This is a genomic window from Glycomyces sp. TRM65418 (genome assembly GCF_019710475.1).
Taxonomy (GTDB): domain Bacteria; phylum Actinomycetota; class Actinomycetes; order Mycobacteriales; family Micromonosporaceae; genus Glycomyces.
Genome location: NZ_JAJFAX010000015.1, coordinates 25535 through 41018, shown reverse-complemented (window position 1 = coordinate 41018; position 15484 = coordinate 25535). Strand labels below are relative to the sequence as shown.

General features: G+C 70.7%; 14 protein-coding genes. 10 read left to right on the top strand and 4 right to left on the bottom strand.

The genetic code is table 11. From position 1 onward, the window contains the following. Positions 1-96: 96 nt before the first annotated feature. A complete protein-coding gene (locus K3N28_RS22150; RefSeq protein ID WP_228094937.1) occupies positions 97-1311 on the top strand; it encodes an MFS transporter in 1215 nt (404 codons plus the stop codon). Here K3N28_RS22150 and K3N28_RS22145 read toward each other — a convergent pair. Next, entirely contained in the window at positions 1308-2282 is a 975-nt protein-coding gene (locus tag K3N28_RS22145; protein WP_228094936.1) for an AraC family transcriptional regulator, read from the bottom strand. The genes K3N28_RS22150 and K3N28_RS22145 overlap by 4 nt on opposite strands. 134 nt (positions 2283-2416) lie before the next feature. On the opposite strand from K3N28_RS22145, the gene K3N28_RS22140 reads away from it, so the two are divergent. Next, positions 2417-2857 carry a DUF6069 family protein gene (locus K3N28_RS22140; RefSeq protein ID WP_228094935.1) on the top strand — a complete coding sequence of 147 codons (441 nt, stop codon included), beginning with the start codon at positions 2417-2419 and terminating at the stop codon, positions 2855-2857. On the opposite strand, the gene K3N28_RS22135 is transcribed toward K3N28_RS22140, so the two are convergent. After that, a complete protein-coding gene (locus K3N28_RS22135; protein ID WP_228094934.1) occupies positions 2854-3612 on the bottom strand; it encodes a VOC family protein in 759 nt (252 codons plus the stop codon). The genes K3N28_RS22140 and K3N28_RS22135 overlap by 4 nt on opposite strands. Positions 3613-3979: 367 nt before the next feature. Here K3N28_RS22135 and K3N28_RS23295 point away from each other — a divergent pair, with 367 nt between their 5' ends. Next, positions 3980-4114, top strand: coding sequence for a hypothetical protein (locus K3N28_RS23295; RefSeq protein ID WP_255640307.1), 135 nt, complete (start codon positions 3980-3982; stop codon positions 4112-4114). A gap of 180 nt (positions 4115-4294) precedes the next feature. On the opposite strand, the gene K3N28_RS22130 is transcribed toward K3N28_RS23295, so the two are convergent. Then, entirely contained in the window at positions 4295-4837 is a 543-nt protein-coding gene (locus tag K3N28_RS22130; RefSeq protein WP_228094933.1) for a hypothetical protein, read from the bottom strand. Between the two features lie 379 nt (positions 4838-5216). On the opposite strand from K3N28_RS22130, the gene K3N28_RS22125 reads away from it, so the two are divergent. From K3N28_RS22125 to K3N28_RS22095, 7 genes are all read left to right on the top strand, one after another. Continuing rightward, complete coding sequence (locus K3N28_RS22125; protein WP_228094932.1) at positions 5217-5921, top strand: hypothetical protein; 705 nt, start codon at positions 5217-5219, stop codon at positions 5919-5921. A 267-nt stretch (positions 5922-6188) separates the two neighbouring features. Continuing rightward, positions 6189-6809 (top strand): LysE family translocator, encoded by a 621-nt coding sequence (locus K3N28_RS22120; RefSeq protein ID WP_228094931.1) that lies wholly within the window; start codon positions 6189-6191, stop codon positions 6807-6809. Between the two features lie 571 nt (positions 6810-7380). Further along, the gene (gene fxlM, locus K3N28_RS22115; protein ID WP_228094930.1) at positions 7381-8604 is read left to right on the top strand and encodes a methyltransferase, FxLD system; all 1224 of its coding nucleotides are present in this window, start codon (positions 7381-7383) and stop codon (positions 8602-8604) included. A 417-nt stretch (positions 8605-9021) separates the two neighbouring features. Beyond that, entirely contained in the window at positions 9022-10896 is a 1875-nt protein-coding gene (locus K3N28_RS22110) for an NAD-binding protein (RefSeq protein WP_228094929.1), read from the top strand. Positions 10897-11063: 167 nt separating this feature from the next. Further along, a complete protein-coding gene (locus K3N28_RS22105) occupies positions 11064-12836 on the top strand; it encodes an ABC transporter ATP-binding protein (protein ID WP_228094928.1) in 1773 nt (590 codons plus the stop codon). A 303-nt stretch (positions 12837-13139) separates the two neighbouring features. Beyond that, a complete protein-coding gene (locus tag K3N28_RS22100) occupies positions 13140-14192 on the top strand; it encodes a glycerophosphodiester phosphodiesterase family protein (protein WP_228094927.1) in 1053 nt (350 codons plus the stop codon). A gap of 301 nt (positions 14193-14493) precedes the next feature. Further along, positions 14494-14829 carry a glyoxalase superfamily protein gene (locus K3N28_RS22095; protein WP_228094926.1) on the top strand — a complete coding sequence of 112 codons (336 nt, stop codon included), beginning with the start codon at positions 14494-14496 and terminating at the stop codon, positions 14827-14829. Between the two features lie 96 nt (positions 14830-14925). Here K3N28_RS22095 and K3N28_RS22090 read toward each other — a convergent pair whose 3' ends face one another. Next, complete coding sequence (locus K3N28_RS22090) at positions 14926-15420, bottom strand: GNAT family N-acetyltransferase (RefSeq protein WP_228094925.1); 495 nt, start codon at positions 15418-15420, stop codon at positions 14926-14928. Positions 15421-15484 lie beyond the last annotated feature (64 nt).

The following is a 15484-nucleotide window of genomic DNA, read 5'->3' as shown; positions in this document are numbered from 1 at the left end:
TGTCACCGACGCGCGGACCGAGTGGTGGACCGGTTCCGGCGAATTAGGCCCGATGGGCCTCTTAGCCGAGAACCGACCGCTTGGAGCACCGCCGCAGTGACCACCCTCGACCGTCCCGTCCCCTCCCCGCGCCCCCCCGCCGCGACCGAGCGCGCCACGCGCAAGCAGTGGCTCGCCGTCGCCGCCGTCGCGCTCGGCGTCTTCGTCGTCATGACCTCCGAGGTCCTCCCGGTGGGCCTGCTCACACCGATCGGCTCCGAGCTGGGCGTCAGCGCCGGCACCGCCGGCCTCATGGTGACCGTCCCCGGCCTCGTGGCCGCCCTCTCCGCCCCGCTGGCCGTGGTCTTCACCCGGAAGGTCGACCGCCGCCTCGTGCTCATCGGCCTCGCGGTGCTCGTCGCCGGTGCGAACGTCGGCGCCGCGCTCGCCCCCGGGTTCGCACTGCTCCTGGCCGCACGCGTGCTCGTGGGTCTCTCGATCGGCGCGTTCTGGGCCGTCGCGGGCGGCATCGCGCTGCGCCTGGTCCCCGAGCGGGACGTGCCGCGCGCGACCGCCGCGATCTACGGCGGCATCGGCGCGGCCACCGTCCTCGGCGTCCCGGCCGGGACGCTCATCGGCGACCACTTCGGCTGGCGCGCCGCCATGTGGGCCCTCGCCGGGCTCGCCGTCGTCGCGATGGCCGCGATCGCGGTGCTCGTGCCGAAGCTCCCGTCGAACACGACGGTCTCCTTCGCGTCGCTGCCGAGGATGGTGCGCGACAACAAGGGCGTGCGCATCGGCCTGGCCCTGACGTTCTTCATCGTCACCGGCCACTTCATCGCCTACACCTTCATCAGCCCGATCCTCCAGGCGAACGGCATCGCCGCCGGGCAGGTCAGCGGCCTGCTGCTCGCCTTCGGCGCGGCCGCGCTCGTCGCCACGGTCGCGTCCGGCTCGCTCATCGGCACGCGCCTGCGCGGGACCCTCGCCGCGCTCGGCGTGGCGATGGCCTTCGGCATGGCGCTCATGGCGTTCGCGGTCGGCGACCTGTTCTCGGCGACCGCGGTGCTCGTGCTGTGGGGCGTCGGCTACGGCCTGGTCTCCCCGGCGCTGCAGACCTGGTACATGAACTCGGTGCGGCCCGGCGAGGTCGAGATCGCGACCTCGCTGAACACGGTCATGTTCAACCTGTCGATCGCGGCGGGCTCCTTCGCGGGCGGCTACGTCGTGGACGCGACCGCCCCCACGGGCGTCCTCTGGATCGGCGCCCTGCTGCTGATCCCGGTGCTCGTCATCGCGATCGCCGCCCGCAAGCGCGCCGTGAACGCCTAAGCGGCCCGTGCCGGCTCGGGGCGGAACACGGCCTCGGGCGCGGCCTCGCAGGCGGGCGTCCGCTTGCGGAAGCGGCCCGGCGGCTGGCCGAAGTCGCGCTTGAACGCGGCGGCGAACGCGAACTCCGAGGCGTACCCGACCCGCCGCGCCACCGTCGCCAGCGGCGCGTCCGTGTCCGCGAGCAGCCGCGCCGCCAGCGTCAACCGCCACGACGTCAGGTACGCCAACGGCGGCTGGCCCACCAGCTCGGTGAACCGCCGCGAGAACGCCGAACGCGAGAGTCCGGCGACCTCGCCGAGCGACGCCACCGACCACTGCCGCTCCGGCTCGGCGTGGACGGCCTGCAGTGCCGCCCCGACGGAGCGGTCCGCGAGCGCCGCCGCCCAACCGTCGAACCCGCAGTGCCGCGCCTGGCCTTCGAGCATCGCCCGCAGCAGGTACATCAGCACGGCGTCGAGCAGGGCGGTCACGAGCGTGTCGCCGCCGCTGCGCTCGGCGCGCAGCTCCCCGTCGAGCATGGCGATCGCGCCGGCGAGTTCGGGCCGGGCCGCCGCATCGGCGGGGAGGCGCACGAAGTCGGGGATCGCGGCGAGCATCGGATGGGTGCGGCCCGGCGCCATCTCATAGGCGAGACACAGCGAGACGTGGGTGGCGTCAGGGTCTTCGGCCGAACGCAGGACTACTCCCGCGCGCTCATCGCCCGCAGTGCAAGGCGGCCCGGGCGGCGCGTCGGGCGAGTCGGCGACAGTGTGGGCGCTGCCGCGCGGCAGCACCAGCACGTCGCCCTCGTCGAGCTTGAACGTGGTTCCGGCCTCGGTCGTCACGACCGCGCCGCCGCGCAGGACGATCTGCACGCCGAAGGCGTCCGGGTGGCTGCGGTGGTGGTTCGACCAGGGCCCCGTCCGGTTGAACCGGCCCGCGAAAGGACGTCCGGTCTGCAGTACGGCGAGCACATCGCTGAGCACATCCACACCCCGAGCGTATCGGGAGCGGCCGAGCACGATCGCGTATGAAACCGGGACGCTCGCGTAAGGGCGAAACGCCCCCGCCGGCCTACCGTCGATGCAGTCACCCGAAACGAACCCCAAGGCAGTGGAGGCAAGCAATGTCCGATATCGACAGTAAGGCGCGACCGCAGACCCGGAAGGCCGCTCCGGTCCGGCGGACCCGGCTCATCGCGGTCGTCGCGGCGGCCGCGGGCACCGCCATCGTCCACGCGGTCGCGACGGCGGCCGGCGCCGCGATGGAGGCCCCCATGCCCGGCCAGGGCATCGGGCCCGTGACCATGGCCAACTCGGTCATCGCGGCCCTCGTCGCGAGCGGCCTCGGTTGGGCCGCAAGGGCACTGCTCGACCGGTTCGCACCCCGGAAAGCCGCCGTGATGTGGCTTGCCGGCGCCACCATCGTGTTCGTGCTCGAGATCTTCCCGCCGCTGCTCGCCGAGGCCACCCCCGGCACGAAGGCCGCGCTCCTGATGATGCACGTGGTCGTCGCCGCGGCCATGTTCCCCGTGTTCGCCCGGCGCCGCCCCGCGGCCGACGCCTAGGCGAGCTTCCGCCAGTGGCCGTCCGGGTCCTTGTCGGTGATGCAGTAGACCAGTCCGGCCGGGTCGCGCATGACCTGCCAATGCGCGTGGCGGCCGCCCTTCTCCGCACCCAGCTCGACGTGCCGCTCGACCTCGGCGTCCACATCCGAGCACGAGAGGTCGACGTGCGCCCTCGCGCTCTGGCCCCGCTCCGTGGAGTCCAAGCGCTGCAGGAGGAAGTGCAACGGGAGTTCCGACGGCGGCAGGAGCCGCCGGAACTCTCGCCAGTCCGAGCCCGACTGCGGCCAGCCGGTCAGCGAGCGCCAGAACGCCAGCTCGTAGTCGAAGGCCTGCGGCGGGACGTCGATGCAGATCTGGTCGGGCCTGCTGCGCTGGCCGCCCGGCCACAGGACCGGCGCCGGCACCTCGGCCTCGCCGTCGTAGTCGACCAGGCAGAACGTGAAGCCGCCGGGGGAGGTGAGGACCGTGAGGCCCGGCTCGGCGAGGACCAGCGACGCCCCGAGCGACTGCGCCCGCTCGGTCTCGGCCTCCACGTCGTCCACATGCAGATCGACGTGGTTGCCGCCCTTGCCGTCCTGGATGCGCTGCACCCGCAGGCAGGGGTCGCCGCCGTTCGGCATCAGCGTCGCGAACTCGCGGTCCGGTCCCCTGCGGGGCGAGAGCGTCGAGTCGGTCACCTTGAGCCAGAAGGCCGTGCCGTCCTCGAAGCCCTCGGCGGGGAAGTCCCAGAACGCGGTCGTCCATCGAATCGCCATCACCGCAGTCTAAGGACCGCGAGCGCCACTCACGCGGGTTTTTCCGGAGCCAGCGGGGAACCGACTGCGCGCCTTGGACTCCGAACGGCGCCACCAGTGGCTACATCGCCGCGCGCCCGCACCGCCCGAAGAGAGGCAGGATGACGGTGAGGGGGCGGGTCCGGTGAATCCCTCGGCCTCGCCTCGTCACAGCAGGCACCGCGCTTCCACGATGCGACGGAGGACCCACGGGCTCGGTGAAGGTCGACATCTCGATGTCGCTTGACGGACTCGTCGCCGCCCCCGATGACACTCCCGAGCACGGGCTCGGCGGCGGCGCGAACGTCGTCCAGCAGGTCGCGCAGGCCGGTCTGGCCGACGGGATCGGGTGCATGTGGCGCCGGTGCCGCTCGACGGCGGCGTGCCGTTGTTCGGCGCGCTCGGCGCCCGTCTGGAACTGGAACCGATCACGGTCCGCCGTTCCCCCTACGCCACCCACATCGACTACCGCGTCGTCAAGTGACGGGCCGAACGCCCGCTGAAGCAGGGCACATGGACGAGATGATCGGCGCGGTCGCGATCGCCGTCGACGGGTGTTCGGCCGGGTTCGGTCAGATCGAAGCCGCTCCGCGGCCCGACGCTTGAACCTCGGACGGGTAGCGGAACTTCCGATGGGCCGGCCGGTTCAGGCGGAGACCGACCCTCACTGGTGGAACGTGAACGACGCGGCGTGGAGCTTGACCGTGCGCGGGCACAGGAAGGACCCTTGGGCCTTCTTGCCGGTGTAGGGCCCTCCGGTGTACTGGCGGGTGGCGCCTTCGCGGCCGAGCGCGACTCGGGTGGCCTCGTACCCGCAGCTGACGCCGTGTTTGCGGCCGACGATGCGGACCACGTCGGCGGTCGCGGTGCCCTTCGCGTCGTCGAAGGTGAACGTGGAGTCCCGCGTGAAGGAGAAGTCGATGCTGCCCGAGCAGTTCAGGTCCACGTCGTCGGCGTCGATCTTGACTCTGCCCGGCGGGGCCGCGGTGACGGGCACGTTGGCGGCCTTGCAGCTCCCTTTGCCCTGGGTCAGGACGATGTCGACATAGTGGCCGCCCGCCTCGGCGTCGGCGAACGATGCGACCGTAGCGGCGGATGCAGGCGTGAGCGGTGCGGCGCCCGCCGCGGTGGGTACGGCCATGGTGAGCGCTGCGATGGCCGTGACCGCAGCGGTGACCATCAGGCGGCGGGAGTGACGGTGCTTCACGTCGGGTCCGACCTTTCTCGCGCACGGCGCGAGTCATCGGCCGCGTACCGGTTCGAATGAGATCGAATCGGATCCAGCGGGACCGAATCGGATCGTGTGGATCGTAGCCGGGAAGCACGCGGTTCGCAGGCGTTTCGGTCGCATGCAGCGCGGGCTCGTCGCGCGGGCGGTGACGCCTTGACGGGGCCGCTCGTTGCCGCTGCCGGGCGCTTCATGGCCTGACTTCGGTATGACCCGAGCTCGTCGAAGCCGACTTCCGTATCGCTTGCGGCCGTGGCGGTCATCCTTTGGCAGTAGTACTCAGGTACGGCGTTTTGCCTGCTCAAGAGGTGTGATTACAGTAGGGTCGTTCACCTTCCCACGGAAAGGCGGCTGCCAGATGCCCACCGACCGCGCCCATGACACCGACAGCGTCGTCGTGGCCGATGCCGCATGGATCGGCCCGACCCTGTGCCTTCTCCTGCCGATCGTGGGAGCCGCGATCGGATGGGGGCTGACGTTCATCGTCGACTGGATCGTGGGGCTCTCGTGGTTCCCGTTCCAGGGGCTGTTCGAGCTGTTCACGGAGCTGTCCGAGCCGGTGCGGCTCATCGTCGCGATCGGGCTCGGCCTGCTCGTCGGGTTCCTGCTGGCGCTCTGGGCGGTCCACGAGATGCTCAAGGTCACGGTGGGACGCGACCGGCTCGGACTCAAGCGCGGCGATTACGAGCGCGAGATCGACCGGGCCGACGTCGCCTCGGTGTTCGTCGAGGAGAAGCGGATGGTGGTGCTGGGGCACCGCCGCCAGGAGATCGCCTCGGTCGAGTTCGACCTGAGCCGCGAGCGGCTCGCGGCCGCACTGCGCAGGTACGGGTACACGTGGCTGCCGGACGGCGACCCGTACGCCGGGGAGTTCCGCCGCTGGGTGCCTGGGGCCGAGGGGCTGCCGAAGGGGGCGAACCCGGTGCTGAAGGCCCGCCAGCAGGCGCTCGAGAAGTCGAACGCGAGCGATCTGCGTGAACTGGCCGAGGAGCTGTCCGAACTCGGGGTCGTGGTGCACGACAAGGACAAGAAGCAGTACTGGCGCCTCGCGGATCCGGCCTGAGACCCGGTGCCGGTGCCGGGCCGGGCCTGGCCGCCGAACCCGGCGGGAATCCGGCCTTGAGCCGACCCGAGCCGGTCGTCGCAGCGGTCCCCGTCGACCGTCGCGCGTGACCGCCGCACCCGATCGCCGACCCGGCTCGTCGAACCCGGTCATCGAGCCCGCTCGACCGAGGCCGGAACCCCGTCGTCGAACCCCGTCATCGTGCTGATGCGCTCCCCCTGATCCGGTGGCAGCATCGGAGCGTCCGCACCGAACCGGGGAGCCTTCATGACCGTGCTGCTGATCTTCGCGCTGGCGATCCTCGTCGCCGCCATCGTGCCGGGGCCCGATTTCGCGATGGTCGTGCGCAACACCGTGATGTCCGGCCGCGCGAGCGGCATGTGGACCGCGGCGGGAATCGGATTCGGCATCTCGGTGTGGGTCGTCGCGACCTCGATCGGTCTCGCGGCGCTGCTGGCGGCCTCGGCGCTGGCGTTCACGGTCGTGAAGGTCGCGGGGGCCGCGTACCTCGTCTACGTGGGGTTGCGCTCGATCCGCACGGCGATCAAGGAACGCCGACGGCCGGCGGCGGCGATCCGACTCGGGCGGCAGATGAGCCCGTGGGCGGCGTTCCGGTCCGGCCTGCTGTGCAACCTGCTCAACCCCAAGGCGGTCGTGCTCTTCACGGCCCTGATGCCGCAGTTCATCGACGACGGCGGCTCGCAGTGGCTGTTGATCGGCGAGCTCGCGGCCGTGGGGATGACGGTGAGCGCGCTCTGCTATTTCCTGCTGGCCGGGTTGATCGGTCTCGTGCGGCGGGTGTTCGAGCGGCCGCGGGTGCGCGCGTGGCTCAACGGCGTCACCGGCGGGGTGATGGTCGCGCTCGGATTGCGGGTCGCGTCGAGTTGACGTCCGGGGCGATGGCGGGTCCGACTCGCGGGGGAGCCGCGCGTCAGGGCTCGCGGGCGATGAGGTGAGATAGCACGACGGCGGCCAGCCGACCGGCCCATCGCACTTGCGGGAGTGCGCGGCGCCGGCAGCCCGGCCGCCGTTTCCGTGCGGTCGGGCGGCCGCCCCGGATGCCGCACGGCCGGAGCGGGTACGGTGGCGGGCCGCTCCCACCGATGGCCGTGTGCGTTCGCAGTGGCCCGGCCCCGCTCAGTGCCCGCCGCGCCGGTCCGGGCTCGCCGGCGTCGCTGTGCCGAGCCGGGCTCGCGTTGAGACGCCTGATCGGGTGACAATGCGGCGGTGCGTCGCGGTTCTTGTCGTACCTGCGCGGGATGCTGGCAGCTGAGCGCATTCACGGCCTGCGAGGGTCGCCGAGGCCGCTTCCCGGGAGTGAGGATCAGGGACGGCGACCACTACCACCTGTCTGGTGGTCGAGGGCGGCAGCCGCTCACCGATTTCCGAGATCCTCGACTCATTCATTCGCTGGAATTGGAGGAGGCGCACGTGGCACATCGGACGTACGCTTGGAAGCGTGGGTGATCACACCGATACTTCCGGTGACGAGGCGCGTCTGCTGCGCACCCGCCTCGTGGGAAGCCTGCGCTCCAACGGGGTGATCCGAACCGAGGCGGTCGAGGCGGCGATGCTCGCCGTGCCCCGCCACCGCTTCGTCCCCGAAGCCCCACTGCACATCGCCTACGCCGACGACGTGTACGTCACCAAGCGCGACAGCGACGGCGAAGCCCTCAGCTCCGCGTCCCAGCCCTCGATCGTCGCCGAGATGCTCGAACAGCTCGACGTCCGCCCCGGCCACCGCGTGCTCGAAATCGGGGCGGGCACCGGCTACAACGCCGCACTGCTCGACTCGATGGTCGGCCCCCGAGGCTCGGTGACCACTGTCGACATCGACGCCGACACGGTCCGGCGCGCCCGTAAGGCCCTCGACGAGGTCGGCGGCGAACGCGTCCGGGTCGTCCAAGGCGACGGCCAGTTGGGCTGCGCCGACGGCGCCCCCTACGACCGCCTCATCGCCACCGTCGGCACCTGGGACCTGCCTCCGGCCTGGTGGGACCAACTGGTGGACGGCGGCCGACTCGTCGCGCCCCTGAGCATCCGCGGCTGCGAGCACTCGGTCGCGTTCGACCACGTCGACGGCGTGATGCGCAGCAGGTCCATTGTGAGCTGCGGTTTCATGCCCATGCGCGGCCTCGGCAGCCAGGAAGGCCGGACGGTCGAGCTCTCCGAAGGCCGGATCATGACCTTCCACGTCGAGCACGAGGTCGGGGCCGACGGCGCGCGCGGCGCGCTCGACGGCCGCGGGATGACCGCGTGGACCGGCGTGCAGCTCAACCAGAACGAGGACGCCACCCAGTTGTCGCTCTGGCTCGCCTGCGCGTTCGTCGGATACGGGCGCATGAGCGCCCCGTTCGGCGACCACGGCCTGCAGCGGCTGCTGATGCGCTGGGCGAACCCGGCCGTGGTCGAGGGCGAGGACTTCGCGTACCTGGTCTGCCGCCGGACCCGCAGCGGCACCGAGATCGGCGTGCGCGGCCACGGCCCCAGCGGCGCGGCGCTCGCGGCGCGCGTGGCCGCGGAGGTGCGCGAATGGGACACCGAATGCCGTGACGGGGTGAACCTCCAGCTCACGGCCTACCGTCGCGGTCACGCGTTCGATGAGGCGGCTCGGTTCACGGTCCCGAAGCGCCACACCGCGCTCGCGATCCAAGTGGTCCCGGTGAACGCCGAGCTGCACTGAATGGCGGGTCGTTCCGGAGGCATCGCGGTGCAGGCCGGTTCATGACCTCGCCCTGGATGCGGCGTCAACAGGCTGGGACTGCTGTCGGTCCTCCGTGATCTCGGGATGCCGCGAAGGGCTCGGACGCCCTAGTCGGACGGTGCTGCGAGGAGCGGTCGTCCGTGGTGGTCGTAATCGCGCCCGGATCCGGTTCGGCGGCCGTTCATGTTCCGTTCTAGGGTAGGGATCGCCGTCGCCCGCCGCGCATGCCTTCGGCGCCTCTCGAAACGACGTGACCCCGTGTAGCGCTTCCATCGCGACCGGTCGCAGTGGACGCAATGCAGTAGTAGTGGTCGACACCCCCAGCACTCCTCCCGGCCTCACTCGCCTCCGCCCCGAGTCGGCCGGTCGAAGCCGTTCCCCAGAAAGGACGCCCCGATGTCCGAGCCGACGTTCAAGCAGCGGACGCGCTATTGGTTCGACAACACCATGTCGAAGGGCACGAAAGCGCTCATCGGTTGGCTGACCGTGATCACCTTGGCGCTCACCGCGATGGGCGCGCTGTTCCTCCTGTTCGTGGGCAAGGGCGACGGCGTCGGCGGTACCTTGTGGACGTCGTTCATCCACATCCTCGACGCCGGAACCATCACCGGGGCCGAAGACGGCGTCGGATACGGCTACATGGTCATCATGTTCGCCACGACCATCGGCGGACTGGTGATCCTCTCGTCGCTCGTCGGCGTCCTGACGACCGGCCTCGACGCGAAACTCGAAGACCTCAGGAAAGGCCGCTCGCTCGTCGTCGAGAAGGACCACACCGTCATTCTCGGATGGTCGGATCAGGTCTTCATCGTCATCTCGGAACTGGTGGAGGCCAACGCGAGCGAGAAGCGGGCGTGCATCGCGATCCTCGCCGACCGCGACAAGGTCGAGATGGAGGACGAGATCCGCGCGAAGATCCCCGACCTCAAGTCCACGCACATCGTCTGCCGCACCGGCGACCCCGCCGACCTCGACGACATCGGCATCGTCAACCCCGGCCAGGCCAAGAGCGTCATCCTCCTCACCTCCGCCGAGGACGACCCCGACGCCCAGCTCGTCCGCAGTCTCCTCGCCGTCACCCAGGGCAGGGGCGGCCTGAAATGCCACGTGGTCGGCGCGGTCGAGGACGGCCGGAACCTGCCCGCCGCCCGCCTCGCCGGGGGCCGCGCGGCGCACGTGGTCGACGCGAACGACCTCATGGCGCGCCTGATGGTGCAGACCTGCCGCCAGTCCGGCCTCTCGGTCGTCTACACCGACCTGCTCGACTTCGGCGGCGACGAGATCTACATGGTCGAGGAGCCCGGCCTGTTCGGGCGGCCGCTGAGCCAGGCCATGCACTCGTACCGCACCTCGTCGTTCATCGGCGTGCTCACCAAGGACGGCCGGTGCATCATCAACCCGCCGTCCTCGGCCGCGCTCCAGCCCGGCGACAAGCTCATCCTCATCGCCGCCGACGACTCGGCCATCGTGCTCGACGGCTCCCGTCCCGTCATCGACGAGAGCGCCATCGTCGCCCGCGCCGAAGCCGGGAGCCGCCCCGAGCGCACCCTCATCCTCGGCTGGAACGCCAAGACCCGCATGGTCCTCGAACAGCTCGACCAGTACGTCGCCCCCGGATCGATCACCGACGTCGTGAGCGACCACCCCGACGCCGCCGAGGCGATCCGCAAGATCGGCCCCACCATGCGCGTCCAGGGCCTGAACTTCAAGGAGGACGACCCCACCGACCGGCGGCTCCTCGAATCCCTCAACCCCGGCTCGTACGACCACATCATCGCGCTGTGCGCGGACGACGTCGCGCCGCAGATGGCCGACTCCAAGACCCTCGTGACCCTGCTCCACCTGCGCGACATGGCCCAGCGGGCCGGCCAGAAGTTCAAGGTGGTCTCGGAGATGGCCGACGACCGCAACCGCTCGCTCGCACAGGTCACGCAGGCCGACGACTTCATCGTCAGCGACAAGATCATCAGCCTGCTGCTCACGCAGACCGCCGAGAACCCGCACCTCTCGCAGGTGTTCGGGCAGCTGTTCAGCCCCGAGGGCTCGGAGATCTACCTCAAGCCCGCCGAGCACTACGTGCGGACGGGCGTGCCGGTCAACTTCTACACGGTCGTGGAATCGGCGCGCCGCCGCGGCGAGGCGGCCATGGGCTACCGCGTGGCGGCCCAAGCGCAGCAGGCCCCGGACTACGGCGTGCGCCTCAACCCCGACAAGGGCACGCAGTTCATGCTCCAACCGGGCGACAAGATCGTCGTCCTCGCCGAGGACTGAGCGGGATGCTCGTCGGGCTCGCCGAACGGCGCGGCCCGTTCACGGGTCCTACGACCTTCGGATGAGGACCGACTGCGACCCTCGGCCGACTCCGGTGTCGCACCTGCCGGGTAGCGTGAAATTCCTCCGCAGCACCCGGCGGAGTCGATCACCATTTGAGGAAACCAATGACCGACACCAACGCACCCGCGCCCGAGGCGGTGGAAGCACCTCCCGCCCGTGCCCCGATCACCCGATTGTGGGGTTACGCCCGCCATCACCTGCGCCTCCTCCTCATCGGCGGCGCGCTCTCCTTCGCCGGCGGCCTCGTCGGCCTCGTCCAGCCGCTCATCGCCATGGACGTCATCGACACCCTCGCCAACGACGAATCCCTCACGCGACCCCTGCTCTACCTCACCGCCGTCGTCGTCATCGGCGGCGCCCTCGGCGCGGTCGGCCCCTACCTGATGCAGATCGCCGGTCAGAACGTCGTCCTCACCGTGCGCAAGCAGCTCATCGACCGGCTCGTGCGCCTCCAGGTCGCCGAAGTCGACCGCCTCAAGCCCGGTGACCTCGTCTCGCGGCTCAGCTCCGACACCAACCTCCTGCGCACGGTCGCCAGCACCACCGTCATCGGCGGCGTCACCGACAGCTTCATGATCCTCGGCGGCATCGGCCTCATGGCCTGGCTCGACCTGACCCTGTTCGGCACCACCATGGCCATGGTCGCCTTCGTCACCGTGACGATGCTGTTCATCATGCCGCGCATCCAGAGCGCCACCGTCGACTCGCAGAAGGCCTTGGGCGACATGGGATCGCTTCTGGAGCGCATCTTCAGCGCCTTCCGCACCGTCAAGGCCTCCGGGGCCGAAGACCACGAGATCGGCCGGCTCAACGCCGCCGCGACCACCGCCCGCGACAAGGGCGTCAAGGCCTCCTTCTGGGAGGCGCTGGCCGGCGTCGTCGCGTTCCTGCCGGTCAACATCGCGTTCCTCATGGTCCTCGGCGTCGGCGGCGCGCGCGTCGCCTCCGGGGCCATGGACGTCGGCACCCTCATCGGCTTCCTGCTGCTCCTCTTCTACCTGATGGGCCCGATCAACGGCCTCGTCGCCTCGCTCTCGCAGCTCCAGACCGGCCTGGCCGCGATCCACCGGGTCGAAGAGGTCGCGAACCTCGACTCCGAGGAGCCCGTCGCCGCCGAGCGCCTGACCACCCGCGAAGGCCCCGCGCAGGTCGCGTTCGAGAACGTGACCTTCCGATACGCCGACGATCTGCCGTTCGTCCACCATGGAGTGACCTTCGCGTCGAGCGGACGCGGCCTGACCGCGCTGGTCGGCCCCTCCGGGGCCGGCAAGACCACGGTGTTCTCGCTCATCGAGCGGTTCTACCCGGCCACCACCGGGTCGGTGAAGGTCGACGGCGTCGACGTCACCGAGTGGCCGCTGCAGGAGCTGCGCGGCGTCATCGGCTACGTCGAGCAGGACGCGCCGGTCCTGGACGGCACGCTCCGCGAGAACCTGGTCATGGCCGCCCCCGACGCGAGCGACGAGGACCTCGACGAGGTCGTGAAGGTCGCGCGTCTGACCGAGCTCGTGGGCAAGCTGCCCGAGGGGCTCGACTCCCGGATCGGCTACCGGGGCACGACCCTCTCGGGCGGCGAGCGCCAGCGCGTCGCGATCGCGCGGGCGCTGCTGCGCAAGCCGCGCCTGCTGCTGCTCGACGAGGCCACCTCGCAGCTCGACGCCGCGAACGAGGCCGCGCTCAAGCAGGTGATGCTCGACGCGGCCGAGCGGACGAACGTGCTCGTCGTGGCCCACCGGCTCTCCACCGTGACCAGCGCCGACCAGATCGTCGTCTTCGACGCGGGGCTCGTGCGCGCGGTCGGCACCCATGCGGAACTGGTCGAGAACGACGAGCTGTACCGCGACCTGGCCGCCTCGCAACTCCTCACGGCCGCCTAAGGGCCGCACAGCGACAGGAGCCGCTGAACGCGAAGCGAGTGCCCCGCGGTATCGCCGCGGGGCACTTCGCGTCGGTGCCGTTGAAGGCCCGTGTCGACATCCGCACTGGTGGGTCGCTGCCGGTGCCCCGCGGCCTCCGTGCTCCCACATCGGCGGGCCCGATATCGGCGCGCCGCGTATCGGCGTCTGCCGTCTTCAGCCAGTCTTCAAGTGCCGTTCAACCGCGAGCAGGCCGAGGGACCGCTGCGCAGGGTTCGCTGAGAGTCCCCAGACCCCATCGAACAGCAAATGGAAGGGGACCGAATGTCCCGCAAGAGCGCGCTCCTGCGCGGCGCGGCCGCCATCGCCGCCGCCGGAGTCCTCGTCGGCCTCGCCGCCGCCCCCGCCGCCGCCAAGCCCCACCATCACCACGACGACGACGAACCGATCGTCATCGCGCACCGCGGCGCCAGCGGCTACCTGCCCGAGCACACGCTCGAGGCGTACCAGCTCGCCATCGAACTCGGCGCGGACGTCATCGAACCCGACCTCGTGCTCACCGCCGACGGCGAGCTGCTCGCCCGCCACGAGCCCGTCCTCGACGAGACCACCGACGTCGCCGAGCACCCCGAGTTCGCCGACCGCAAGACCACCAAGCTCATCGACGGCAAGCCCGTGACCGGCTTCTTCGCCGACGACTTCACGCTCGCCGAGCTCAAGACCCTCCGCGCCGAGGAGCGCCTGCCGGAGCTGCGCCCCGAGAGCGCCGAGCACGACGGCGAATTCCAGCTGGTCACGTACGACGAGATCCTCGACTACGTGGCGACCCTCGGCAAGAAGAAGGTCGTCACCTACCCGGAGATGAAGCACCCGGCCTATTACGAGGACCAGGGGATGAGCATCGAGGACGCGCTCGCCGACCTGCTGGAGGAGCGCAAGCTCGACCGCAAGCGGTCGCCGGTGTGGATCCAGTCGTTCGAGTACCAGAGCCTGCTCAACATCGCCGAGCGCGTCGACAACCCCATCGGCCTGAACATCGACGGCCAGGGCGCGATCGCGGACGCGCAGCTCGACGAGTACGCCGAGACGCTGGACACGGTGAGCCTCAACAAGAACCGCATCTTCCCGCGCGGCGCGGACGGCTCGGTCTCGGAGCCGACCGACATCGTCGAGCGGGCCCACGACCGGGGCCTGGACGTGCATGTGTGGACGTTCCGCGCCGAGAACCAGTTCCTGCCCGCGAACCTCCGCGAGGGCGCCGACCCGGCCGAGTGGGGCGACTACGAGGCCGAGTACGAGCTGTTCTACGACCTCGGGGTCGACGCGGTCTTCAGTGACTTCCCGGACTTGGCCGTCGCAGCCCGCGACGACTGCTAGTCCGGGACGCGAACCCAGGATTCGCACCGAGAAGAGGGGCCGCCCTGCCGCCGGGGCGGCCCCTTCGGCGTTCTCGGGGGGCGGGAGAGTGGGGCCGGGCCCGGATCACGAGCTCGGGTGCGTCGAGGTCTGAGCGCCCGGCGATGGCCGGCGGGTGCGACAGTTCGGCGGGCCCGGACCACGAGGCCGGGTGTGTCGGCACTCGGTCGCCCCTGGTGTCAGCGATGCCCCACGGGTGCGACGAAACGGTGGGTTCGGTTGCGGGAGCGGATTCGTCGGACCTCGATGCGACCATGGGCGCATGGACGAACAGGCGATTCCGATCCTCCGAGTCAAGGACGCCGCGGCCGTGCTGCCGTGGTACGAGCGGCTCGGTTTCATCAAGCAGTGGGAGCACCGGTTCGAGCCGGGCTTCCCGCTGTTCGCGGAGGTCGCGCGGGGACCGGTGCGGCTGTTCCTGTCCGAGCACGAGGGCGACGCCCATCCCGAGGGCGTGGTCTATCTGCGCCTCAAGGGCATCGAGGCGATCGCGGCCGAGTTCGGCGTGCGGGCCGACGACACCGCGTGGGGCACGCGGGAGTTCGAACTGCGGGATCCGGACGGCAACCGCCTGAGGATCGGCGTCCCGAAGGCCTGAGGCCTCGACCGCCGTGGGGCGTGCCGATCGGCGAGTCCGACGCAAGGCCCGGCCGCGCCGCGGCCGGGCCTTGCGTGATTCTTGGGAACGGATCGCTCAGCGGGGGACGTCCAGTTCGAAGTGGACCGTTTGAAACGGCTCGCTCAGCGGCTCGGGGCGCCGCTCGTTGACGGCGTTCCGCTCGTCGAAGAGGATCCGGCCCCGCCTCGACCAGAACTCGACCGCTCCCGGCGTCCGCGCGTCCGTGTGCAGGTACACGCCGGTGTAGCGCTCGCGGCTCGCGATGAAGTCCAGGCACGTGTCCACCAGCGCGCCCGCCAAGCCCTTCCGCCGGTGCTCGGGCCGCACGTACACGCGGTACAGGCTCGCCGTGCGACCCTCCTCGAAGCGGCTCGCCACCGCCTCCGGGTGCGGCGGCGAGACCGGCGTCTGTCCGCGCACGCCCGCCGTGCCGGCCACCTCGCCGTCGCGGATCGCGACGAAGAGCGCGTTGTCCTCCGGCGCGAGGTAGTACGACTCGAGATCGATGATGTCCGAGTGCCACTGCGGCAGGTACCCGTGCCCGAAGTCCCGGTACACGGTGTCCAGCATCACCGATCGCGCCTGCGGCAGGTCGCCCGGTTCCGCTTGTCGCAGAACGTAACCCTCTACACCT

Bases quoted from the DNA above. Each gene is read 5' to 3' on its own strand.
- K3N28_RS22140 (WP_228094935.1), top strand. From the start codon at position 2,417: ATGTCCGATATCGACAGTAAGGCGCGACCGCAGACCCGGAAGGCCGCT.
- K3N28_RS22135 (WP_228094934.1), bottom strand. From the start codon at position 3,612: ATGGCGATTCGATGGACGACCGCGTTCTGGGACTTCCCCGCCGAGGGC.
- K3N28_RS22125 (WP_228094932.1), top strand. From the start codon at position 5,217: ATGCCCACCGACCGCGCCCATGACACCGACAGCGTCGTCGTGGCCGAT.
- K3N28_RS22120 (WP_228094931.1), top strand. From the start codon at position 6,189: ATGACCGTGCTGCTGATCTTCGCGCTGGCGATCCTCGTCGCCGCCATC.
- K3N28_RS22110 (WP_228094929.1), top strand. From the start codon at position 9,022: ATGTCCGAGCCGACGTTCAAGCAGCGGACGCGCTATTGGTTCGACAAC.
- K3N28_RS22105 (WP_228094928.1), top strand. From the start codon at position 11,064: ATGACCGACACCAACGCACCCGCGCCCGAGGCGGTGGAAGCACCTCCC.
- K3N28_RS22100 (WP_228094927.1), top strand. From the start codon at position 13,140: ATGTCCCGCAAGAGCGCGCTCCTGCGCGGCGCGGCCGCCATCGCCGCC.
- K3N28_RS22095 (WP_228094926.1), top strand. From the start codon at position 14,494: ATGGACGAACAGGCGATTCCGATCCTCCGAGTCAAGGACGCCGCGGCC.
- K3N28_RS22090 (WP_228094925.1), bottom strand. From the start codon at position 15,420: ATGCTGGACACCGTGTACCGGGACTTCGGGCACGGGTACCTGCCGCAG.